Origin of the sequence: Thiomicrorhabdus sp. Milos-T2 (assembly GCF_000702325.1) — a bacterium.
Taxonomy (GTDB): domain Bacteria; phylum Pseudomonadota; class Gammaproteobacteria; order Thiomicrospirales; family Thiomicrospiraceae; genus Thiomicrorhabdus.
On record NZ_KL370891.1, the window covers coordinates 1,811,721 to 1,833,811 of the forward strand.

The 22,091-nt window shown below is 38.9% G+C and carries 22 protein-coding genes; 14 read left to right on the forward strand and 8 right to left on the reverse strand.

Annotation, left to right across the window (positions count from 1 at the left end):
• The first annotated feature begins 20 nt into the window (after positions 1–20).
• The 5 genes from fni (at position 21) to mvaD (ending at position 5,702) form a co-directional block, all read left to right on the forward strand.
• The gene (gene fni, locus BS34_RS0108260; protein ID WP_051640758.1) at positions 21–1,079 is read left to right on the forward strand and encodes a type 2 isopentenyl-diphosphate Delta-isomerase; all 1,059 of its coding nucleotides are present in this window, start codon (positions 21–23) and stop codon (positions 1,077–1,079) included.
• Positions 1,080–1,167: 88 nt separating this feature from the next.
• Complete coding sequence (locus BS34_RS0108265) at positions 1,168–2,343, forward strand: hydroxymethylglutaryl-CoA synthase (RefSeq protein ID WP_029408059.1); 1,176 nt, start codon at positions 1,168–1,170, stop codon at positions 2,341–2,343.
• A gap of 249 nt (positions 2,344–2,592) precedes the next feature.
• Positions 2,593–3,645: a mevalonate kinase family protein gene (locus BS34_RS0108275; protein ID WP_158660994.1), complete on the forward strand. Its 1,053-nt coding sequence runs from the start codon at positions 2,593–2,595 to the stop codon at positions 3,643–3,645.
• Entirely contained in the window at positions 3,630–4,619 is a 990-nt protein-coding gene (mvk, locus tag BS34_RS0108280) for a mevalonate kinase (RefSeq protein ID WP_051640759.1), read from the forward strand. Before BS34_RS0108275 ends, mvk begins: the two co-directional genes overlap by 16 nt.
• A 54-nt stretch (positions 4,620–4,673) precedes the next feature.
• A complete protein-coding gene (mvaD, locus tag BS34_RS0108285) occupies positions 4,674–5,702 on the forward strand; it encodes a diphosphomevalonate decarboxylase (RefSeq protein WP_029408062.1) in 1,029 nt (342 codons plus the stop codon).
• Positions 5,703–5,704: 2 nt separating this feature from the next.
• On the opposite strand, the gene BS34_RS0108290 is transcribed toward mvaD, so the two are convergent.
• From BS34_RS0108290 to efp, 4 genes are all read right to left on the reverse strand, one after another.
• The gene (locus BS34_RS0108290; protein WP_233993172.1) at positions 5,705–6,178 is read right to left on the reverse strand and encodes a ClpXP protease specificity-enhancing factor; all 474 of its coding nucleotides are present in this window, start codon (positions 6,176–6,178) and stop codon (positions 5,705–5,707) included.
• Between the two features lie 2 nt (positions 6,179–6,180).
• Positions 6,181–6,819: a glutathione S-transferase N-terminal domain-containing protein gene (locus BS34_RS0108295; RefSeq protein ID WP_029408064.1), complete on the reverse strand. Its 639-nt coding sequence runs from the start codon at positions 6,817–6,819 to the stop codon at positions 6,181–6,183.
• Positions 6,820–7,084: 265 nt separating this feature from the next.
• Positions 7,085–8,065: an EF-P lysine aminoacylase EpmA gene (gene epmA / locus BS34_RS0108300; protein ID WP_233993173.1), complete on the reverse strand. Its 981-nt coding sequence runs from the start codon at positions 8,063–8,065 to the stop codon at positions 7,085–7,087.
• A gap of 68 nt (positions 8,066–8,133) precedes the next feature.
• A complete protein-coding gene (efp, locus tag BS34_RS0108305; RefSeq protein ID WP_029408066.1) occupies positions 8,134–8,700 on the reverse strand; it encodes an elongation factor P in 567 nt (188 codons plus the stop codon).
• A gap of 94 nt (positions 8,701–8,794) precedes the next feature.
• On the opposite strand from efp, the gene epmB reads away from it, so the two are divergent.
• A complete protein-coding gene (gene epmB, locus BS34_RS0108310; protein ID WP_029408067.1) occupies positions 8,795–9,739 on the forward strand; it encodes an EF-P beta-lysylation protein EpmB in 945 nt (314 codons plus the stop codon).
• 67 nt (positions 9,740–9,806) lie between these two features.
• Here epmB and BS34_RS0108315 read toward each other — a convergent pair whose 3' ends face one another.
• The 3 genes from BS34_RS0108315 to BS34_RS0108325 are packed head-to-tail and all read right to left on the reverse strand — an operon-like array spanning position 9,807 to position 12,669.
• On the reverse strand, positions 9,807–11,339 hold the full coding sequence (locus tag BS34_RS0108315; RefSeq protein ID WP_029408068.1) for a glycosyltransferase family 39 protein: 1,533 nt from the start codon (positions 11,337–11,339) through the stop codon (positions 9,807–9,809).
• A 2-nt stretch (positions 11,340–11,341) separates the two neighbouring features.
• Positions 11,342–11,782, reverse strand: a complete 441-nt coding sequence (locus tag BS34_RS0108320) for a divergent PAP2 family protein (RefSeq protein WP_029408069.1) — start codon at positions 11,780–11,782, stop codon at positions 11,342–11,344.
• Positions 11,782–12,669, reverse strand: coding sequence for a decaprenyl-phosphate phosphoribosyltransferase (locus BS34_RS0108325; protein ID WP_029408070.1), 888 nt, complete (start codon positions 12,667–12,669; stop codon positions 11,782–11,784). Before BS34_RS0108325 ends, BS34_RS0108320 begins: the two co-directional genes overlap by 1 nt.
• A gap of 110 nt (positions 12,670–12,779) precedes the next feature.
• On the opposite strand from BS34_RS0108325, the gene BS34_RS0108330 reads away from it, so the two are divergent.
• The 6 genes from BS34_RS0108330 to BS34_RS0108355 all read left to right on the forward strand — a co-directional run bounded on the left by BS34_RS0108330 (position 12,780) and on the right by BS34_RS0108355 (position 19,471).
• Positions 12,780–13,169, forward strand: a complete 390-nt coding sequence (locus BS34_RS0108330; protein ID WP_029408071.1) for a GtrA family protein — start codon at positions 12,780–12,782, stop codon at positions 13,167–13,169.
• A gap of 9 nt (positions 13,170–13,178) precedes the next feature.
• Positions 13,179–14,516: an FAD-binding oxidoreductase gene (locus BS34_RS0108335; RefSeq protein WP_029408072.1), complete on the forward strand. Its 1,338-nt coding sequence runs from the start codon at positions 13,179–13,181 to the stop codon at positions 14,514–14,516.
• An 87-nt stretch (positions 14,517–14,603) separates the two neighbouring features.
• The gene (locus BS34_RS0108340) at positions 14,604–15,344 is read left to right on the forward strand and encodes an SDR family oxidoreductase (RefSeq protein ID WP_029408073.1); all 741 of its coding nucleotides are present in this window, start codon (positions 14,604–14,606) and stop codon (positions 15,342–15,344) included.
• Between the two features lie 23 nt (positions 15,345–15,367).
• A complete protein-coding gene (locus BS34_RS0108345; RefSeq protein WP_029408074.1) occupies positions 15,368–16,930 on the forward strand; it encodes an ArnT family glycosyltransferase in 1,563 nt (520 codons plus the stop codon).
• Between the two features lie 14 nt (positions 16,931–16,944).
• Positions 16,945–18,342, forward strand: a complete 1,398-nt coding sequence (locus tag BS34_RS12630) for an acyltransferase family protein (RefSeq protein WP_029408075.1) — start codon at positions 16,945–16,947, stop codon at positions 18,340–18,342.
• Between the two features lie 10 nt (positions 18,343–18,352).
• Positions 18,353–19,471 carry a glycosyltransferase gene (locus BS34_RS0108355; protein WP_029408076.1) on the forward strand — a complete coding sequence of 373 codons (1,119 nt, stop codon included), beginning with the start codon at positions 18,353–18,355 and terminating at the stop codon, positions 19,469–19,471.
• A 26-nt stretch (positions 19,472–19,497) separates the two neighbouring features.
• Here BS34_RS0108355 and BS34_RS0108360 read toward each other — a convergent pair whose 3' ends face one another.
• Positions 19,498–20,100, reverse strand: coding sequence for a tRNA-uridine aminocarboxypropyltransferase (locus tag BS34_RS0108360; protein ID WP_029408077.1), 603 nt, complete (start codon positions 20,098–20,100; stop codon positions 19,498–19,500).
• A gap of 142 nt (positions 20,101–20,242) precedes the next feature.
• Between BS34_RS0108360 and BS34_RS0108365 the strand changes: the two genes are divergently transcribed.
• Together BS34_RS0108365 and BS34_RS0108370 are read left to right on the forward strand one after the other, a co-directional pair.
• Positions 20,243–20,701: a GNAT family N-acetyltransferase gene (locus BS34_RS0108365; RefSeq protein WP_029408078.1), complete on the forward strand. Its 459-nt coding sequence runs from the start codon at positions 20,243–20,245 to the stop codon at positions 20,699–20,701.
• Positions 20,702–20,840: 139 nt separating this feature from the next.
• Positions 20,841–21,995 carry an IS4 family transposase gene (locus BS34_RS0108370; protein ID WP_051640592.1) on the forward strand — a complete coding sequence of 385 codons (1,155 nt, stop codon included), beginning with the start codon at positions 20,841–20,843 and terminating at the stop codon, positions 21,993–21,995.
• The last annotated feature ends 96 nt before the right edge of the window (positions 21,996–22,091 follow it).

A 22,091-nucleotide genomic window follows, 5' to 3' on the forward strand; every position in this document is an offset into this window, starting at 1 on the left:
CCAACTGAGCCTATTCAAGAATGAGTCATTCCAGCCAAACTCCACCGCCAATTGAAGATTTAGCCCAACAAGTAACAGATAGAAAGCAAGATCATATTGATGCGGTACTCAACGACCCATTAGTTGAACGAAATGCTCAAGGCTTTGACACCATTAAGCTCCTGCATCGAGCACTTCCTGAGTGTGATTTCAGCAGCATTGATACCTCTACCCATTTTTTAGATAAACGCATTCAATTTCCATTCTTAATTTCTTCTATGACGGGTGGAGCTTCACAAAATTTAGGTTCAATAAATCGCCATCTAGCTGAAGCCGCAGAAGCCTGCAATGTACCGATGGCTGTTGGCTCTCAAAGAGCGATGATTATTGATAAAACTGCCCAAAAAAGCTTTGATATTAGACCGTTCGCCCCCAATATTCCTCTTATTGCTAACTTGGGTGCGGTACAACTTAATTATGGTTTTGGTGAAGATGAAGCACGCAGAGCGATTGATTGCTTGCAAGCAGATGCACTCTATTTACACCTAAACCCTTTGCAAGAAGTGGTTCAACCTGAAGGCGATACCAACTTTGCTAACTTAGCTGAAAAGATTCATTCATTAGCTGAAAAAATTGATATTCCTATTATTCTTAAAGAAGTGGGTTCTGGCCTTTCTCCCCAAGACATTGAATTAGGCATCGCCGCAGGCATTAAGTATTTTGATCTTGCTGGCCGTGGCGGTACGTCATGGAGTCGTATTGAGGCTCATCGTTCAGACAATGATTTAGGAATTTTGTTCCAAGATTGGGGATTAACTGCCGTTGAGAGCTTGCAATTAAGCGCGCCTTATCAAGAAAAAGCACAGTTTATTGCCAGTGGTGGAATACGAAACGGAATAGACATGATAAAAGCTGTTATAATGGGCGGTCGATTATGCGGGGTTGCTGCACCTTTACTCACCCCAGCCCAAGAGTCAACCGATAAAGTTGTCACTAAAATCGAACAATTTAAGCAAGAATTTCAAACAGCGCAATTCTTGCTCGGCGCGGCCAATACCGAGGCTCTGCACTTAAATACCGCTTTGATTTCGCCTCTTTAACAGGCCAAAAATTAAAGATGATTTACAACCCATTATTCATCGTAAAGCTTCAATGAATAAAAGAACTAGAACGAATCCACTTTAGATTATGAAAGTAGGCATTGATTTAATCCATTTCGCAACAGCAGACTATTATTTAGGTTTAGATACCTTTGCTGCTGAAAAGCACATAGATGTTGAAAAATTCACAATAGGCATTGGCCAAGAAAAGATGTCAATTGCTCCACCAGATGAAGATGTGGTGAGCTTAGCTGCCAAAGCCGCTGCACCTATATTAGAGCACATTGAGGCTAATGAAATTAGTGCTGTTTTGTTTGCGACCGAAACGGGCGTTGACCAATCTAAATCTGCAGGTGCCTTTTTACATGGCTTATTAGGCCTATCAAACCGTTGTCGAGTTATTGAACTTAAGCACGCTTGTTATGCAGGGGCTGCCGCATTACAAATGGCGACCAGTATGATTCGAGCGAATCCTAAAGAGAAAATTCTGGTCATTGCCGCTGATATTGCTAAATACGATGTCGATACCTCAGGCGAAGCCACTCAAGGCTGTGGAGCAGTCGCCATGTTGGTCACCGAAGCACCACGTATCATCGAAATAGAGCCCGGTTCAGGTTTTTATACTGATGATGTTATGGACTTTTGGCGCCCAAATCACAGAACAACCGCATTAGTGGATGGGAAATATTCCACCAAGGTTTATCTTAATAGCCTGAAACACGCTTGGAAACATTTTACTGAACAGACAAACCGTACCTTTGATGACATTGATTATTTCTGTTACCACATTCCTTTTACTAAAATGGCTGAAAAAGCCCATAAAACTCTAGTAAAGAAAGTGGGGGCAAAACTGACTCAAGCTCAAATAGATGCACAAACTTTACCTAGCCAGTTATATAACCGTATTGTTGGAAATAGTTATAGTGCCTCATTATTTGTGGGATTCATTTCTCTGCTCGACAATATTGATAGCCATTTGCATAACCTAGAAGGCAAACGTGTTAGTTTCTTTAGTTATGGCTCAGGCTGTGTGGCAGAGTTTTTTACAGGTGTTATTCAACCTGGATATCAAAAGGTACTTATGACGGATGAGCATAAAACCACCATTGCCCACCGCCAGGCTTTAAGCTATCAAGAATACCTTGATTTCTACCACAACGTTGACAATGCTTTAGAAAATGTTGTTTTTCCTGTAAACAATCAGGGACCATACCGTTTAGCGGGCATAAAAGATCATAAACGTTATTACGAAAAGTCTCACTAAGCCAACCAGGTTAAGTTTAGTTAAGTTAAATTTTATTAAATGATTTAAACTTAATGAGACCTTTGCACGAGTGGGGCGCGAAAGAAAAATGTGATAAAAATTGTCTGATTTAGGCGAAAAATTTAGCTAATAGCAAGCTATTGGCAAATTTTTCAACAACAATCAGGCGGTTTTTAACCATTTTTATTCGTGCATCCATCTCGTGCAAAGGTCTCTGAATATTAAGACTTTGAGACCTAGGAATTTCCTGTGCACGATACTCCATCTATGCAAACAGTTTGTTCAGTTCCTGCTAAACTTATCCTTTCTGGTGAGCACTCGGTGCTTTATGACTGCTCTGCATTAAGCATGGCCATAAAACTGTTTACCCATTGCGAATGTCGTTTTACCCCCTGCTCACCCAACCAAAGCTCGGTTACCATTGAGCTTAGTGATTTTAATGAGAAACACGCTTTCCCACAGCCTGTATGGCAACATTTAGCCACCAGTATTGAAACCCGCTACCAACTCTTTCTTAATAAAAATGCAGCCATTCAAAGCGTTTTATCAAAGCCAATCGATTTAATCATTGTCACCCTGCATCATTTTGATGTTTTTCACACGATAAAAAGTGGCCATTGGCATTTTAAAATACACTCAGAAGTTCCTATAGGAAAAGGTCTAGGTAGTTCTGCCAGCGTAATCCTCAGCGTTTTAGTGAGTTTATTAAAACTTCATGAAGTCGAACTCGAAAAAGAAACTTTATTGGCTTTAGCCCGAAAAATTGAATCTCGTCAACACGGACAGTCAAGTGGTATCGATCCCGCAACGATGATTTATGGAGGGCTGTTAGAGTTTCACTCTCATCACTCCACAAAACAGTTCGACTCTCATAAATTTAAAGCGTGGTTAATTGACACTGGAGCTCCGGTTAGTTCAACTGGGCAGGCTGTTTCGCATGTTCACCAAGAGTTCTCTAAAGATAAGGCTTTGTGGGAATCTTTTGAAAAAACAACGCAAAAAATCCACCAGGCCTGGTCAATTCAAAACAGCCAACAATTCTATGAAGGCATTCAAGAAAATCAAACTCTTTTAGAAAAAATTGGGGTGGTTCCAGCTAAAGTTTCAACTTTTATTGCTGAATTAAAAAGTGATTACAATGCCGTTGCCAAAGTCTGTGGCTCAGGAAGCATTAAAGGCGACCATGCTGGTGTTGTCATCTGCTTTTCTGAACAAGAGCCTAAAGAACTCTGTGCAAAATATGATTATACTTGCCGAGCGATTAACGTCTCTAACGAAGGGCCAGTATGTCATCAAAACTAACCAATACGACAGACTGGCAAAGCCAAGCCCCAGCTAATACCATAATATTAGGTGAACATAGCGTAGTTTACGGACATCCCGCCCTGGCTTGCGCTCTAAATCAATTTGTGAACATTCAATGGCAAAAACGCAATGATTCTGCGATTAATATCTACTCTGAGCTCGGTGAACATCATACCCAATTGGAACAGATCACCGTTCACCCTAAACTTAATTTTGCCGTATCAGCACTGCAAGCTTTTCAAAAGGATATCCCCTTTGGGTTAGACCTTAAAATAGAGAGTGATTTTTCTTCAACTATCGGCCTGGGTAGTTCTGCCGCGGTTTTAGCCGCTATGCTTTCTGGTTTAAATAAGATTTGTAACACGCAATATGATTTAGTCACCTTATTTGAAATCGGTCATCAAATTATTTTAGATATTCAAGGCCGAGGTTCAGGAACAGATTTAGCTACGAGTTTAGCGGGTGGCATGATTTATTTTCAGCCTAAAACAGAACAAAATCCTCTACCCATTATTCAAAAACTTGATATCTCTTTACCCATAATTTTAATCTATGCAGGCTATAAAACCCCTACTGCAGAGGTTCTAAAACAAGTGGCTGAGGCCTGGAAAGAAAAACCTCATGAATTGGAGATGCTTTATCGCTCAATGGCTAAAGTCACAAAGAATGGTTTTAGCGCTCTACAAAGAAATAGATTAACGGCTTTTTATGAGGCTTGTGATCAATATCAAGCCCTTATGACTCAATTAGGGGTTAATGATAAAACCTTACAAAAAATTATAAAGACTCTCTATGAATGTTCTTCTATTCATAGCGCCAAAATCTCGGGCTCAGGATTAGGCGACTGTGTTTTAGGATTAGGAGATTTACAGGCATGCGACACCACTACGAAAAATATATTGAATCAATACCAATCGATTAGCATTGAAATCACTAAAAAAGGCTCTAGGTGTTTATCAAATGCCTCTTAGTTAGGCTTTAAATCAATCTTTCTATATCACTCTTTCTTATATTACGGAAACCACATGTCTCAAGCGATACAACAAAAATTTGTTCATCAAGTCATAGGACACTCTTCTGAACAAAACCGTTTGGCTACCACTAAAAAATTGGGAAAAGGCAAGGCGCCGGTAAACATTGCATTAAGTAAATACTGGGGTAAAAGAGATTCAGTTTTAAACTTGCCGACCAATAGCAGTCTATCCATAAGCCTACCAGGCCTGGGTACAGAAACTAAAATTGAAGTCTTAAACCCGCAAACAACTCAAGAAGACCAAGTCTATTTGAATGGTCAGCCATTAGAGGCTAGCAATGCGTTTGCTAACCGCGTTAGCCGTTTTTTGAACTTTTTTAGAGCAACACCACAGACTTTTTTTAAGGTGACTACGGTTAACAGTGTTCCTACAGCGGCAGGATTAGCTTCATCAGCCTCTGGTTATGCGGCTTTAGTGTTAGCGCTTAATGACCTTTTCTCTTGGAACTTAGACAATAAAGCTCTTTCTCTATTGGCTCGTTTTGGGAGTGGTAGTGCTAGCCGTTCTCTCTTTAGTGGTTTTGCCATTTGGCACCAAGGACAGCAGGCTGATGGCTTAGATAGCTATGCAGAAGCGATTGAAACCACTTGGCCCGAATTTTGTGTTGGCCTGCTTGAAATCGATGTTAAACAAAAGCCCGTAAGCTCTACTCAAGGTATGCAAAACACGGTTGAAACTTGTGCTTTATACCAGGCCTGGCCAAAACAAGCCAACCAAGATTTGCAAACCCTTTTAAAAGCGATAGAACTTAAGGACTTTGAAACACTTGGTAAAACGGCTGAACATAATGCTCTAACCATGCATGCCACCATGATAGCAACCTGGCCACCGATTGTTTACTGGCAACCTGAGTCTGTTGAAGCGATGCATAAAATTTGGCACTTACGAGAACAAGGCGTACAGGTTTATTTTACGATGGATGCCGGCCCTAACTTAAAACTTCTCTTCTTAGAAACAGAAAAGCCTGCGATTAAGCAGGCTTTTAAAGCAATCAAAGTATTAGAACCGTTTAAGGATTAAGGTTATTTAACAATCGATAACGTCGGTTTTTTATTCGTACTTTTCTTTGCACTCTTGCGAGAGTCTTCTGATTTTTTACTAGCGTTAGTTTCAGTTTCTGGAGTATCCACACTTTGTAAAGCGGGTTTACTCTCTTCAATTTCATCCGCTTCTTCAGGGTAAGGCTCTGGAGGAAAAGGCATTCCTTGACCATTCTCTCTAGCAAATACGGCTAGAACCGCCTCTGGTGGAAAGTAAATACTTTGTTCCACCCCTTTAAAACGTGCCTTAAACGCAAAAAGATCATTGTCCAAACTTAAACCCAATACTGCCGAAGGGTGAGCATTTAAAACAATCACTCCTTCTTGCACATACTCTTGTGGAACTTTGGTTCCAGGATAGTTTGCGTCAACCTGAAAATGCGGTGTCCACTGATTGTCAACAATCCAATCATAGATTGCGCGAATCATATAAGGTCGGTTTGAAATCATTTCCATGCTTAAACAATATCTCGCATATCAATTTCATCATCAGACAGACTTTCTACAAACATTTCGCGTGCTAATACTTTTTCAGCATAATCCACAATTGGCTTAGCGCCTTTTGGCAATTGAATACCTAGTGAAGGTAAACGCCATAGTAATACCGCCATACTAGTATCGACCAATGAGTAATCATCATTCATAAAATAAGGCTTATGCTCAAAAACTGGAATTAACTGAATTAAACGTTCTTGTAGATTACGACGAGCAACTTTAACCGCCGCTTCATCATCGCTGTTAGCAATGGTATCAACTAGTGGGTACCACTCAGTTTCAATTTGACGCAACATTTGACGTGCACGTGCTTTAGAAATAGGGTCTACAGACATTAATGGAGGATGAGGAAAACGCTCGTCAAGATATTCAATAATGACTTGTGGATCATATAAAACTAAATCTCTATCAACTAACGTTGGTAAGGTTGCATAAGGGTTTAGTTCTAATAAATCTTCTGGAAGGTTATCAACATCTACTTCAATAATATCCATTGGGATATCTTTCTCTTTAGCAACTAAACGCACACGGTGACAACTTGGGCTTTTAGAATCCGAGAATAAAACCATTACGGAACGTTTAGTGACTGGAATGTCAGACATGGAGCTCTCCTACAAAGTAAATGAACCTTAATCAAACCACGCGATGAAATCTCATGCAAAATGTGTAATTAAGTTTTGATGTTAAACATCTATTATACCCCACCTGTCAAGCCTCTTAGTTTGCAAGCGTTTGTTTAGGCGCTTGTTTAAGCCATTTATAACAATCACCTAAGTAACTCAACTTACCAGGCCTGGTTGATTTAATCAGATTGATTTAATCCATTGATTGAGCCCTGATTAATTATAGAGTCCTTTGCTAGACTCATTAGGCCTGATCTAATCCGAAAGCGATGCCTTGTTGAATATTTTCAAAACCTTGCTGTAGAGCAAACAAACGATCAATACCCAAAGCCACCCCACTGCATTCCGGTAAACCTGGCTTTTGTAACTGGGTTAATAAGTTTTCGTCCAAAGGAACCGTTGGTAAATCAAACTGTTTTCGTTGTTCAAGCGATTCATTAAATCGCTGACGATATAACTGACTATCGGTTAATTCATAATAGCCATTGGCTAATTCCATGCCTTTGACAAAAACTTCAAAGCGCTCGGCAACTAATGGATTTTTTTCGCTAATGTTAGCCAATGCCGCATCTTTAGCCGGAAAAGAGTGCACCACAGAAATGCCCTCCCTTCCCAGTTGTGGTTCAATCACTTCGGTTAACACTAACTGCTCCCACAAGCTGGTATCAGTATCCTCCACACCAACAATTTCGGGAATATGATGTTTATTCAAGCAGGCTTGGTAGATTTTTGAGTTCGCTTGAAAAACATTATCAATCTCAGCATATTTGGCAAACATTTGTCGATAACTCAGTATTTCAACATGGGTTAATTCAGGCATTACGTGCTGAATTAGCTCAATGACTTCATCGACTAAATTCATCATATTAAAATCTAAGCGATACCATTCAAGCATTGTAAACTCAACTTGGTGGCGTGGACTTAGGTCGCCATCCCGAAAGACTTTACCCAAATAAAAAATATCGCCACTGCCTTCACACAATAAGCGTTTCATTGGGTATTCTGGTGAGGTATGCAGGTAGTAGGTTTGTAAGGCTTTAATTCCGGGAACTTGGATATTGGTTTTTAGCGATTGCAGATGAACATCTGGCGTAGCTGCTTGAGACAAGATTGGAGTATCGACCTCAAGCACAGAGCGAGCATAAAAAAACGCCCTAACTTGTTTTAAAAAGTTAGAGCGTTTTTGTAAGGTTTCACGTCTATTTTGCATATGTCTATTTAGCATAGATTAAGTATCTTAAGTACATTTAAGTATCAGCTTAAATTTCGTTAACGTCTTTAGTTAAGCGATGCTTACTTAGCACGTGAAATGTATTCACCTTTTTCAGTGTTTACAATCACCTTTTCACCCAGTTGCACAAAAAGTGGAACCTGCACAACCGCACCTGTAGACAAGGTTGCAGGTTTACCACCTGTACCTGCAGTATCACCTTTTAAACCTGGATCAGTATCCACAATTTCTAGGGTAATCTGCTTAGGAGGCGTTACTGAAATAGGTTGGCCATTAAACAGCGTAACTAAACAAGTATCTTGTTCAACTAACCATTGTTTAACATCTGCAACCGCAGACTCTGCAGCTTGATATTGTTCAAAAGAGGCTTCATCCATAAAGTGCCAGAATTCACCGTCGTTATACAAATATTGTAAATCTGTATCCATAACATCGGCCGCTTCAACTTTTTCGCCCGATTTAAATGTCTTCTCTAATACTTTACCCGTAATTAGGTTACGGAATTTAACACGGTTAAAGGCTTGCCCTTTACCCGGAGAAACTTGAGTGTTTTCAACAATTGAACATGGTTGACCGTCCATTAAGAACTTTAAACCACCTTTAAATTCGGTTGTGCTGTAAGTTGCCATATCTTTACCTGAGTACTTCACTTAAAATAATCGACGTATTCTAACTTAAAAACCACCAAACTAAAAATAATCCTATAATTTATCTAAATCTAATATGCCCAAATCCACCACCCACAAACTCTGCCAAACGCTCGATCTATCATTGGCAAATAATAATATTCTTGAAGAAAGCGCATTTCCATTAAAAGTGCCTACAGATTTTTTACAGCAAATTCAGCAGGGTGATGAAAATGATCCACTACTTAAACAAGTCTTGCCGGTTAAAGAGGAGTTAATTGTGAGTGAGGGTTTTAAGCAAGACCCCGTTGGAGACCTGCTTAAAAACCCAACGCCATCATTAATTCATAAATATCACGGACGTGTGCTACTGATTGCCAGCCCAAAATGTGATATTCATTGTCGCTACTGCTTTAGACGCCACTTTCCCTACCAAGAACACAGCAATCAACGCCATTGGCAAACCTCTATTCAAACTATTACCAAGGACGAATCGATACATGAAGTGATTCTGAGCGGTGGAGACCCGATGAGCTTACAAGAAAACCGTTTAATCTCTTTGATTGAAGATATTGAAAAAATACCGCACATAAAAACCCTGCGTATTCATTCACGCACCCCTATTGTTGCGCCATCAAAAGCGCCACAAAATCTTTTATTAAACTGGGCTCAAAAAACGCGCTTAAATAAAGTTTTAGTGGTGCACTGTAATCATAAAAACGAACTTAGTTCTAAAACCGCTGAATTATTAAGCCTTTATAAAAACAGCGGATTTCACCTACTGAATCAAAGCGTATTATTGAAAGAGATTAATGATGATGCTAAGACTTTAACGGCACTTAGCCATGCTCTTTTTGAACAAGGCGTTATGCCCTATTATCTTCACCAATTAGATAAAGTAGAAGGGGCAAGCCACTTTGAAGTCAGTGATAAAAAAGCCTTAGAAATCATGACTGAAATACGCCAAAAACTCCCTGGATATTTAGTACCAAAGCTAGTTAGAGAAATTGCCGGAGAGGCAAACAAAACGGCTTTATTTTAATTGAGACTTTTGCATCTTACCAGGCCTGGTAAGATGCAAAGGGAATTAATATGCGAATTCTAGAAACTTAATTAAAATTATATTTCTGTTTAAATTCGCAGCCTTTTTTAATGACCGGAAACCAGTCTGGTGCGGTATAAAACTTATCATTAACTTTGGTTAAAACTTGCTCACGATAAAGCGCATAGTTAAACCCTTTTGCATCAATTAAAAAATAGCTGGTGCTCTCGTCAATCTTAATCGGTTTTGCGTGTAATGAATCAAAATAAGGACTCACCTTGGCGACATCCTTCTCTTGAGTAATTAATATCTTCAAATCTTGTTTACTTAATTCTTTAAAGTTCGTTAATTTATCATCCTCACGACCAAACTTTGAAACACTCGCAAAGACATGCACATTATCATTACCACAATGATAAGCCAGTGCAGATTGACTGCTATACCCTAAAGTAAAGAACGGTGATTCTTTTGGCAGATATTTACAAACCTTCTCTGGCTGACTATAAACCGCCACATGATGTTGTTGAGAAGGGGAAATTAATTGATTTACAAAACCTAATGCCACCAATATTATCAACGCAATGATTAACGAGAAATAGGCATTAAAGACAAAGAGTTTTTTTAAGTTTGCTTTCGATAAACGGATATATAAAACATATAAAAGCGTCACCGAGAGTAAAGGCCAATGTAACCCTACCGTATTGGTAAAGCTGACCATGAACAATATTAATAAGAGCGGAATACTGGCAAACAAAACAACGGTTATTGGGTTTAAGAATGCGCTCTCAAACGATTCAACTTGAGATTTAAACTTGACTAAATACCACAGACCTAAAGGAGATAATAGAAGCCCTATCATTCCAATAAATGAGAGTACATTTTGCCATTCAAAATGGCTCTGTTCTGTGCGTGAGAAAAAGTTAAATAGGATGTTATTCCAGCAATGGGTGGCATTAAAATAGAGGTTCTCTGCAACCGCTAATAAAACGATAAAAACAATAAACACCCAATGTTTAAGGTTAATTTTTTTCCAAAACCACACGCTGTAAGCAAATAACCCTAACAACATAAATGCCGCAAAGTATTTAGACAAAAAAGCCAGGCCTAAAAACAAACCCGCTAATAAGGTATTTTGCCAAGATTGCGTGTGAATCGTTTTAGCAAAAAAGTACACCCCTAAAACCGAAAATAGAACCAATACCGTATCATTAGCGGTCACCACAAACATTAACGAAATAGGCGAAACAAAAAACGCTAAAGCTAACCAAATCGCATTAGTTTGATTAACCAAATCATTTAGAGTGGCTAATTTATAGAGAAGGTAAGCAATTAATACCGCAGACAAGAATGCAAAAGAACGATACCAAACCAAATTATCTGCTACTTGGCTTAAGCCATATAAAACCCAACCCACAGCAGGAGGATGATCATAATAACCTAATGATAGATTTTGTCCCCAGGTTATAAAGTAAGCCTCATCTCCGGTTAAGGGAACCAGTAAAATCAATGCTATTTTTAATAGAACAAAGGCAATAATTAAAGCTTGTTGATGAGCATTCAGTTGCTGCCAAAACAAACCTAAAAGTGAGGGTTTAGACATAACTACAATCCCAATCCATCAACCATTGGCATCAAGTTAAACAAGCTATAAGCCACTAATGCTCCCACAACAATTCCAGCCAAAATTTCTATTTTAGTATGCCCCATTCTTTCTCTTAAAGGCTTTGGAGCATTGTCACTTTGTGCTTGTAATTGATTAATGGCTTTGGCATGTTTACCCACTTGCTGACGTAAACTATTAGCATCCAACAGCACAATAAAAGCTAATGTAAGAGCGACACCAAATGCTGGGTGACTAATGCCCTCTTTCAAAGCAATTAGAAATACCATGCTACTGACAATGGCACTGTGATTACTCGGCAAACCACCATAACCAATTAGACCAAACGCTAGCTGTTTTGCTCTAATCGAATTAACCATAAATTTGGTAATTCCGGCAACCAACCAAGCAACAAAAGGCGTTATTAAATAAATATATTCCATTACATGGTTCCTGCTGGCCAAAGTGCCCAAAGGCTAACCGCTATCCAACCGACTACCGTTAACTGTAATTGCTTATCCGAATATAAAGCATCCGTGGGAGACTCTCCCTCACCTAATGCCTCGGCGACATACCAATATCTAAAAAGGCCGAACAGCACAAAAGGAATCGTAATGACCATTTCTGGTCGAGCATTCATTACAAATAGACTATAAAACAACAGCGCCCCGATGGCTGACATTTCGGCATAACGGTCAACTAATGACACGGTATACTTTTCTAAAACCGCACGACCTTGTTGAGATGTCTGTAACAACTCTTGACGACGTTTTATAGCCGCTAAATATAATGCCAGACATAATGTGGTGACAAACATCCACGATGATAACGGCACTGAAATAGCGACGGCACCGGCGTAAACTCGTAATACAAAGCCAATTGCAATCGTAAAAATATCTAAAACGGGCTGATACTTTAAATAAAAACTGTAAGCCACGTTCAGCAGTAAATACCCCACAATGACCGCCATAACTAAAGGTTGATAATACAAACCAACCAATAACAATGCGTACAACCCAACTAGCCATTTTTTAGCTTGAACAGGCGTTACTTGACCAGAAGCGAGCGGACGTTTTTTAGATTTAACCGGATGCAACTTATCCTGTTCAATATCTTTTAAATCATTAACCACATAGGTGGCCGAAGAGGCCAAACTAAATAAGACAAAGGCAATTAGCGTTTGCGTCACCGAGGCGATATCTAAAAACAACCCTGTAAACATTAAAGGCGCAAACACAAAACCATTTTTAACCCATTGCTTGGGACGCATGAGTTTTAATAGACCAAGCAATACAGATTTATTACCGGCTATAGAAGTGTTAGAATTCATTGGTTAATTTACCGCCCTAAATTTTAAGCCATCTCGTTGGCATACGCAGTGTGAGTTAGATTGCTCAAATGCACTACCGAATAGACTAAACACAGTAGAAACACTCACAAATGAAGATTGCAATAATGTACACGATTTTTGCGGTAATCTCTACCATCGCAAACATCTGGAGCCAGGATATTAGCTTTAGAATTTACCAAGGTAGTTATGATTTATGGGTAGCGATTTTTGTAGGGACCGCCGTAGGACTGGTTGTAAAATATGGATTAGATAAACGTTATATTTTTCAGTATCAAACACAATCAATTGGTCACGGAACAAAAACTTTCTATCTTTATAGCCTAATGGGATTATTCACCACGGTGATCTTCTGGGGATTTGAATATACGTTTGATGCCATTTATCAAACTCCAGACATGCGCTACTTGGGTGGAGTGATTGGTTTAGCAATAGGGTACTTTGTTAAGTATCAACTCGATAAACGCTTTGTTTTTAAATAGGAAATACCTTTGAAACTCTCTGGCTGGGGTCGTTACCCAATCACAAAAACTCAAACAACTTATGCCACCCAACCAGGCCTGGTAGCTTCTTCAATTGAAGCCGAAAAAACCACTCAAATTGCCCGTGGTTTAGGGCGTAGCTATGGTGATAGTAGCCTTGCAGAACACTCTATTAACCTATCTAAAATGGATGATTTCATTTCTTTTAATGAAATCAATGGCCAATTAACTTGCGCCGCTGGAGTCAGTTTTGCTGAAATCTTGCGTGTTTTTGTACCCAAAGGTTGGTTCTTACCGGTTACCCCTGGCACCCAATTTATTACTGTGGGTGGTGCTATTGCCAGTGATGTGCATGGAAAAAACCACCATATAGAGGGTACATTTTGTGAACAAGTAAGCTCTTTAAAACTGTGTTTAGCCAGTGGTGAAGAGGTGGAATGCTCTAAAGTTCATCACCCTCACCTATTTAGAGCAACTTGCGGAGGAATGGGATTAACAGGAATTATCCTACAAGCCACTTTTACATTAAAACCAATTGAAAGCGCTTACATTAAAGAAACCACGATTAAAACCACTAATCTAGCTGAAACCCTTGCTAAATTTGAAGAGCATGCTTCTGCTACCTATTCAGTGGCCTGGATAGATTGTTTAGCTACAGGTAAACAACTTGGACGCTCTTTACTCATGTTGGGCGAACATGCGTCACCCCAAAAAACCGAACAAACCCAACAGAAACCGCCTTTTCAAGACTCTCAAACAGCCAAAACCAGTAAGTTTAATATGCCATTTGACCTACCCAGTTTTACACTGAATAGTTTTACTGTAAAAGCTTTTAATGCGCTGTATTATGGCAAGGTACGTCAAACCCAGAGTGAACGTTTAGTGCATTACGCTCCATTCTTTTACCCACTAGATAGTATTCAGAATTGGAATCGTATGTATGGTAAAAATGGATTTGTACAATATCAATTTGTGATTCCAAAATCTGCTGGCTTGAAAGGGTTAACAGAAATATTAACCGAAATTGCCAACTCTAAACGCGGTTCTTTTTTAGCCGTATTGAAGGTATTCGGCAAGGCTAATGACAATTATCTGAGCTTTCCTGAAGAGGGCTACACCCTAGCTTTAGACTTTAAAATGGACAATACCTTACTGGCGTTTTTAGACAAATTAGATGAAATCGTTTTGCATTATCATGGCAAACTCTACTTAACAAAAGATGCTCGCATGAGTGAACAAATGTTTAAACAAAGTTACCCACAATGGCAAGAGTTCCAGAAGATTCGTTATCAATATGATGCGCAAACATGTTTTAATTCGTTACAGTCTAAACGCTTAGGTTTATAAATCGCTTTTAAAGCTTTTAAAATTACATAGAGACCTTTGCAAAAAGTCGACACTCCTGCAAAGCGCTCATTTAACCGAGAACAATACATGCAAAAAAACATCCTGATTATTGGTACCACTTCAGCTATCGCAAAAGCGACATTAAGATTGTATGCCGAACAGAATCACAATTTGTTTTTAGTGGCTCGCAATGAAAGCCTTTTACAAACCGTCGCTAAAGATGCCAAAATTCGTGGTGCAAACCAAGTTGAATCCTACGCATGTGATTTAGCCGATTTAAGCTGCCACGCATCCCTGCTTGAAAATATAACCTTAAGTTATCCTAAATTGGATATTGTATTAATCGCACACGGCACCCTGCCAAACCAAAAAGAGTGTGAAACGAGTGTGCAAAACACGTTACAAGAAATTAACATTAATGCGATCAGCACAATCTCTCTATTAACCCTGTTAGCCAATCTATTTGAAAAACAAAAAAGTGGTTCTATCGCTGTAATTACCAGTGTCGCTGGAGACCGCGGGAGACAATCTAATTATGTTTATGGTGCCGCTAAAGGCATGGTATCAACCTTTTTACAAGGTTTACGTAATCGATTGAATGACAGCGACCTGCAAGTTTTAGATATTAAACCCGGGTTTGTTGATACTCCGATGACTGCAGACTTTAAAAAAGGTCCTTTGTGGGCTAAACCTGAACAAATTGCACACAGTATTCTAAAAGCGATTGATAAAAAACGTAACACGCTTTACACCCCCTGGTTTTGGTGGGGAATAATGTTAATTATTCGTAATATCCCAGAATTTATTTTTAAAAAGCTAAAGCTTTAGTCACTTAAATAAGATAATTGATTATGAATTCACAAAAAATCACCGCTCAATCGGCTAGCTTTTTACTCGTTGGCTTTATGACTTTGTTGCACCTTTTTTTAGCATTTAATGTCGAATTAGGCGGTGATGAAGCGCATTATGCGTTGTATGGTTTAATGCCGGATTGGAGTTATTTTGACCACCCTCCTATGATTGGTTGGTTACAAATTATTCCAATGTGGCTAGCGCCTTATGACTGGAGCGCTCGCTTAGTTCCCATTGTCTTATATGCGATTTTAAATTATCTACTCTACCAAATCACCGTTCAGTTATTTCCTGCTCAAACAAATAACCAGGCCTGGTCAAATGCTTGGAAAGGCTTTGCGAGTTTAGTCGTACTTAATACCAGTTTAATTCTGTCATTAATGGGTATGGCAATGTTACCAGACAACCCTTTAATGGTTGCTGTTCTGGCATTAGTGTTAGTCACTCATAAACTGTTGCAAACCAATCAGCTTAAATACTGGATTTTACTGGGGCTATTTGTAGGCTTAGCGGCGCTCTCTAAATATACTGCAGTAACGGTAATTGCTTCTTTGTTACTTGTTTTATTAATTGAAAAAAAATGGTCATGGCTAACCTCAAAAGGATTGTGGATAGCCATCATTATTGCGTTAATTTTAATCACTCCCATTCTCTATTGGAATGCCATTCATGAATGGGCTTCGTTTATTTATCAAATTGACCACGGCACTAAAAGCAGTGAATGGCGACTATCTCGACTATTACAAACTCAAGCAATTCAACTAGTCGCATACACGCCCTTTTTATTCATTATGGGTTGGTGGATGATGTTGAAACCCGCTAACTACCAGCAACAAAATAGCCGTTTATTACTGCTATTTTCTCTACCCATCACTCTACTCTTTGCTTGGGGATCTGGCTATGAAAAAAGTTTGCCTCACTGGGTCTCTTTAGCATGGGTATTGTTAATTCCAATTATGGTTAATTATCTGTGGCAAGTGCGTCATAAAACCTGGGTTAAAGTGATTACAGCCATACACATCATTATTTTTGGTATTGGTGTATTAATATTGCACAGCCTTCTATTTAAACCTTGGATTGATTTTCCCGATCACAAAAACCCATTACAAGGTGATTACGGTTGGCCGCAAGCCGCTAAAACTGCGATAGAATTACAAAATGAACATATTGATGATTCTAAAGATTTGCCTTTATTTGTCTCTAACTGGAGTTATGCGAGCCATTTAACTTGGTATAGCCGACCACAACCGGTATACATTACGAGTGGTAAACAAACTCAATTTGAATTTTGGTTTGGCAAACCCAAAGCGGGCATGAATGGAATTTTAGTTGCGCCACATTATGAAACTAATCCGCCAGTAACCGATCGTTTAAACCACTTTACCAGTTGTAAACTTCTTAAAACGCAAGATATTAAGTCTTCTGAGTCGTCTGATGCGATTATCGTCACCTATTATTATTACTTGTGTCATAACTTTATTGCAGAACAACCAGGCCTGGTAACTTTGCCTAAATTATCAAACGCTTCAAAGCAAGCTAGTCCTAGCTTGAATGCTAAATAGAGTATTAGTCCATTATGTTCCGTGTTTTTAACGCCGCTTTCTTGCTCTCTATTCTGCTTTGGCCTTTTACTAAACTTTTTAACACTCTTTTTGCTAAACCCTATGCTATCGCCAAAGACATTATCCATCAGCCAACCAAAGCCTTTCCGGTGGTGGACTTATTAAAAGGTCTAAGCGTTTTGATGGTGATTCTGTTTCATATCTTTTTTGCGGTCTTTTTTCTATTTAAAAAAGACCCTGAAAAGTTGCAGCAGTTTGTTGAGACTATTCCTACATGGTTAAGCGTTGTATTAACGTTTGATAAAGCCGTCGATATTTTCTTTATGCTCAGTAGCTTTTTACTGAGTTTTGCTTTACTTAAGGTTTACGATAAAAAACAAAACATACATATTGGGCGTTTTTATCTACACCGTTTTTTTAGAATTTACCCGCTCTTTTTAGTTGCGTTGTTACTGTATGGGCTAGCAGATATTCACAAGCTTATGCAAGACGGTTGGTATAGTTTGCTATTTATTGAAAATATCTACAGTAAAGGGATTATTCCTGTGCAGTGGAGTCTTTCTATTGAAATGCAATTCTATTTAATCATGCCATTTTTATTACTTTTTTTAGCCAAAAGCCAACGTCCGGTTCAGTGGTTAATTGTTTTTATCGTATTATCTATCGGCTTACGCTTTGCCTTGGCACTTCAATCCCCCGTTATCTATCAAACCCACTGGTATGAATTTTTAGATTCAAGCAAGGGTAAAGTCTACATGGATACGATGTACTATGTCATTCAAAGTCGCATTACCCCTCTTCTGTTGGGTATGTTATGGGCAGTTTTACTTTGGCGTTATCCTGATGCAAAACTCAATTTTAGTAAAATCAAACTCACTTTAGCCTGGCTATTGGGACTTGCACTGATCTATCTGTCTATGCGTTTCCCAATCTATTACCAAAACTCACTCTACTTTGAAAACTTTAATGACACATTAAATCTTACGGTCGTCAGTTTCCACCGCATTGTCTTTAGTATGGCCATTTTGGGATTGGTATTATTGGCACATTTTCAAGCCAATCAAACGACAAATAACCTAAATAGACTCCAGCACCTCAAAAATGCCTTTGTAAACAGTAAAGTTTGGCGTTTATTATCTGAGATAGCCTATCCAATGTATTTCTTTCATTTTCCGTTTATTGTGCTCGCCTGGGCGATTGTTTTAGGCACGATTGATGTCAAACAAGTTGAAAGCATTCCTCTCTACTACGTGCCTTTTGCGTTTGTTTTAGCAGTAACTTTTACTCTTTATCTTTCATTATGGCTAAACTATTTAGTTGAGGCTCGGTTTATACGAATTGGAAAACAGATTGAAACCAAATGGTTTGGCGGGCATAATGCCTCCTCAGACAAGCAACCCATTCAAAAATAGAGTCGAATTCATGATATCGATTATTGTTCCTACTTATCAGGAAGTTAAAAACCTTCAACCGCTTAGTGAAATGATTCATACCGCACTCACGCAAGCCGATGAATCTTCCTATGAAATCATCATAATGGACGATAATTCACAAGATGGTTCTATTGAAAAAGTTACTGAACTTCAAGCCAATCACCCTATTCGAATTGTGACACGGACTGAAAACCGCGGATTATCTCCCGCAGTAATTGATGGGTTTAGTGAAGCCAAAGGTGATTTTGTGGTGGTAATGGATGCAGATCTATCCCACCCGGCAAAGGCGATTCCTGAAATGGTTAACCAACTTCGTCATGCCAAAAGTGATTTTGTTTTAGGTTCTCGCTATGTTGAGGGCGGAAGTATTGATGACAGCTGGACCTTATGGCGTTATGTAAACTCTGTAGTTGCAACCATTCCTGCCTTACCTATTACGCGCGTTAAAGACCCTATGTCAGGCTTTTTCGCCATTCGTAAAGCAGATATTCCAAATTCACAGAATTTATCGCCTATTGGCTATAAAATTGCTTTAGAGGTCATGGTTAAGGGTGATTTTCCAATTGTTACTGAAGTCCCTATCCATTTTGTAGATCGTATTCATGGCGAATCCAAACTTACCTTAGGGGAACAGCTTAAATATTTACGTCATTTACGCCGTTTATATCAATACAAATTTCAAACTAAAGCCGAGTTTTTTCAGTTTGCATTTGTCGGTGCCAGTGGATTTATCGTTGATTTAGCCTTCTATCTACTTTTGCAAATGTTTGGTTTATCGCATACCGTTGCCCGTGCAATCTCATTTTGGCCTGCTGTAACCTGGAACTGGATGCTTAACCGTACGATCACTTTTAGTCACCGAGAAAAAACCAAAAAAACCAAACAATGGGGAGCCTTTGCCACTAGTTCATTACTAGGTTTTACCGTAAATTACGGTACTTATTACACCCTAACCAAATATGTTCCTTTCTTTGAAGAACATATGATTTTAGCGTTAATCATTGGGGTAATCATGGGGATGGGCTTTAACTTCTCTATATCAAATCTATTTATATTCAAAAAACTTAGAGAAGAAGTTGACCACGAAAAGCAAAACGAGAAGCACTAACACTAGCACTAACGACTTTTGTTCTTCTACTGTCTAAAAGCTAACTGCTGTTGTTGCATGTTTTCAAAAGCGGTTAATAGCGGTTTAAACTTATCTTCACTCTCAGAATCCTCAAGCTGAGAAAGCAACTCATAAACCGCCTCAACGGTTGACAGAGATTGTTCGTTCTTCTGTTTTCTAATTTTATATTTAGACAATTCGCTAGGAATAAGCGCAACTCGATCGAGCTTTTGTAAAGATGGGTTTAATTGCATCATTTTAAATGTCTTGCGCCAAGTACCATCCAAAATTAAAATTCTAAACGCTGCTTTATCTTGGCTTTTAAGAAAATCCACTCCCTGAACCTTGACCATTGAATCAGCATCTTCAGTTTTAGGATAAAGCAAATACACTTGTTTACCATCGTTAAGCCAATTAACCAGGCCTGGTAACTCTTGTAATGACTCTCCTTCCCAGTACTGAAAACATTGCAAACTGTTCTTGGCAATAATCGCAGTACCTTTAATCTGTTTAGTCTCTGTTGGGTGTTGTAAGATACCTATTTCAACTTGATTATCTATTGGTTGGATAAAGTCACAAATACAAACCTTTTGAGCCCGATGGCAATGGCTACAAATTGCTCTAGACATAAATTTAGTACTTACCTTTGAAGCAAAACAAAACGATAAATTATTTAAAAAAACTAGAAGCCTTTGCACGAAGTAGAGATGTAAGAAAAGATGACAGAATTATGGCCTTTTTATACATTTATCAACTCTTGCAAAGACCTCAATGAATACTGTTATGCAAAACAATCTTAACTTTGACATCGCAACCAATGAACAGTTTTACGAAATAAAGCATTTCTTAAAGCAGAACCAAACCTATTCTGCCAACCGTAGCGATAAAATTTATACCGTAAGAAACAATCATAAATTAATTGGTTTAGCTCGTTTGTTAAGTTTAGACGATTGTGTAAAGACTTTCTGGCTTAGAGGTTTATTTATTGAAAGCGGTTCAAGAAACCAAGGTATTGCAAGTGCGTTACTAACCTATATTCGAAAGAATGAAACCCAATTGGCTGAAATCACATCCATTGTTGCATTTGCGGAACCGCATTTGCAGGCGTTTTATGCAAACAACCGCTACCAAGAAGTTTCTGTAAACCATATTCCAAACAGCTTACAAGACCGCTTTAATAATGCACAAAATCAAGGTAAAAATTGGTTATGTTTAAAAACAAAAATCTGACTAACTCATCTTTTTAAGTTACCAGGCCTGGCACTAGTGTCCGGAATAAATATTAAAAGCCTTGACAAAAAAGCCGTAACTCCTAGGATAGAAGTATTTCCACCACGAAATAGACTTCAAAAACAATGAGATTACGGCTATGTTTAACTCTACCCGATTTGCCCAATTTTTAAAACCCATTCGTACCACTTTTCAATCACTTGTTCATCAATATCAAACCGATAAACACGCCAAAGGGTTTAGTAGCTGGAATCAATTAGTCGCGATGATGTACGCACAACTTAGTGGCACTAAATCATTACGCCAGTTGGTTGAAGGGTTTAACGCCCAATCCTCTCACCACTACCACTTAGGCGTAAAAGAGCTGAAACGCAGCACATTATCTGAAGCAAACCGTAAACGCTCTGCTGATGTCTACCAAGCACTTTGCCAACAACTCATGGCTGGTGTGAATCGACAATTACGAAAAGAACTCCACGCTTTTACCTATCTAATAGACTCTTCTCCAATTCAACTGCTCGGTAAAGGTTTTGACTGGGCAGTACAAGGTTCTCGAGTCACAGGCTTTAAGCTGCATATGCAACTAGAACTATCCAACCAAGTCCCTGTTTGTTTTGAAATCACACAGGCCAATATTCCTGATATTACTCAAGCACGAGAGTGGAATTTAGAACCAGGTTCAACCTATGTGATGGATAAAGGGTACTTAGACTACCTCTGGTGGAAAAAGCTCAATGACCAAAAAATCAAGCTGGTCTGTCGTTTGAAAAAAAGAGCGGCAATTACCGTCATACAATCCTACGAACTCGATGAAAAAGCCCCTCATATTCTTGAAGACCAATGCATTGAGTTTAGTGGTTCAAGCCAGAAAAAACGTCTTGGTCAATTCCAGATGCGCCGTGTTGTTGTCAAACGTGACGATAATAAAGGTGAATTGGTATTGATTACCAATGACTTCGAGCGTTCAGCTCAAGAGATTGCCCATCTATACAAGCAACGCTGGCAAATTGAATTATTTTTTAAATGGATTAAACAACACCTCAAAATCAAAAGCTTCATTGGCCAAAACAGTAATGCTGTTCGTATCCAAGTGCTATCAGCCCTTATTGTGTATCTATTGATTAAGCTTGAACAGATGAAAAATAAGTCAGCAGAACCGTTGAGAGTAACGTTTTGGCGGCTTGCTCATGGGTTGTTTGAAAGACCTATTCAGCAGAGTGAATACTTTAGGCGAAAACAACAACGGGAAGAGTTTAAGAAATACCAACTTCCGCTATGGGAGGCTGGTATATGAATTGTGGTACTGAAATATTATTCCGGACACTAGTGCCAGGCCTGGTGGTTTAGGGTTTAGCATCTTAAAAGATTAAAACGGAAGGCCTTCATAGAT

What these genes read in the sequence shown, in the direction of transcription:
- epmA (WP_233993173.1), bottom strand. Translation starts at nt 8,065, where the DNA reads ATGCTAAATAGACATATGCAAAATAGACGTGAAACCTTACAAAAACGC.
- fni (WP_051640758.1), top strand. Translation starts at nt 21, where the DNA reads ATGAGTCATTCCAGCCAAACTCCACCGCCAATTGAAGATTTAGCCCAA.
- BS34_RS0108320 (WP_029408069.1), bottom strand. Translation starts at nt 11,782, where the DNA reads ATGGAATATATTTATTTAATAACGCCTTTTGTTGCTTGGTTGGTTGCC.
- mvaD (WP_029408062.1), top strand. Translation starts at nt 4,674, where the DNA reads ATGTCTCAAGCGATACAACAAAAATTTGTTCATCAAGTCATAGGACAC.
- BS34_RS0108355 (WP_029408076.1), top strand. Translation starts at nt 18,353, where the DNA reads ATGATATCGATTATTGTTCCTACTTATCAGGAAGTTAAAAACCTTCAA.
- BS34_RS0108325 (WP_029408070.1), bottom strand. Translation starts at nt 12,669, where the DNA reads ATGAATTCTAACACTTCTATAGCCGGTAATAAATCTGTATTGCTTGGT.
- BS34_RS0108295 (WP_029408064.1), bottom strand. Translation starts at nt 6,819, where the DNA reads ATGTCTGACATTCCAGTCACTAAACGTTCCGTAATGGTTTTATTCTCG.
- BS34_RS0108315 (WP_029408068.1), bottom strand. Translation starts at nt 11,339, where the DNA reads ATGTCTAAACCCTCACTTTTAGGTTTGTTTTGGCAGCAACTGAATGCT.
- BS34_RS0108330 (WP_029408071.1), top strand. Translation starts at nt 12,780, where the DNA reads ATGAAGATTGCAATAATGTACACGATTTTTGCGGTAATCTCTACCATC.
- BS34_RS0108370 (WP_051640592.1), top strand. Translation starts at nt 20,841, where the DNA reads ATGTTTAACTCTACCCGATTTGCCCAATTTTTAAAACCCATTCGTACC.
- BS34_RS0108360 (WP_029408077.1), bottom strand. Translation starts at nt 20,100, where the DNA reads ATGTCTAGAGCAATTTGTAGCCATTGCCATCGGGCTCAAAAGGTTTGT.
- mvk (WP_051640759.1), top strand. Translation starts at nt 3,630, where the DNA reads ATGTCATCAAAACTAACCAATACGACAGACTGGCAAAGCCAAGCCCCA.
- BS34_RS0108340 (WP_029408073.1), top strand. Translation starts at nt 14,604, where the DNA reads ATGCAAAAAAACATCCTGATTATTGGTACCACTTCAGCTATCGCAAAA.
- BS34_RS12630 (WP_029408075.1), top strand. Translation starts at nt 16,945, where the DNA reads ATGTTCCGTGTTTTTAACGCCGCTTTCTTGCTCTCTATTCTGCTTTGG.
- efp (WP_029408066.1), bottom strand. Translation starts at nt 8,700, where the DNA reads ATGGCAACTTACAGCACAACCGAATTTAAAGGTGGTTTAAAGTTCTTA.
- BS34_RS0108345 (WP_029408074.1), top strand. Translation starts at nt 15,368, where the DNA reads ATGAATTCACAAAAAATCACCGCTCAATCGGCTAGCTTTTTACTCGTT.
- BS34_RS0108290 (WP_233993172.1), bottom strand. Translation starts at nt 6,178, where the DNA reads ATGGAAATGATTTCAAACCGACCTTATATGATTCGCGCAATCTATGAT.
- BS34_RS0108365 (WP_029408078.1), top strand. Translation starts at nt 20,243, where the DNA reads ATGAATACTGTTATGCAAAACAATCTTAACTTTGACATCGCAACCAAT.
- BS34_RS0108265 (WP_029408059.1), top strand. Translation starts at nt 1,168, where the DNA reads ATGAAAGTAGGCATTGATTTAATCCATTTCGCAACAGCAGACTATTAT.
- epmB (WP_029408067.1), top strand. Translation starts at nt 8,795, where the DNA reads ATGCCCAAATCCACCACCCACAAACTCTGCCAAACGCTCGATCTATCA.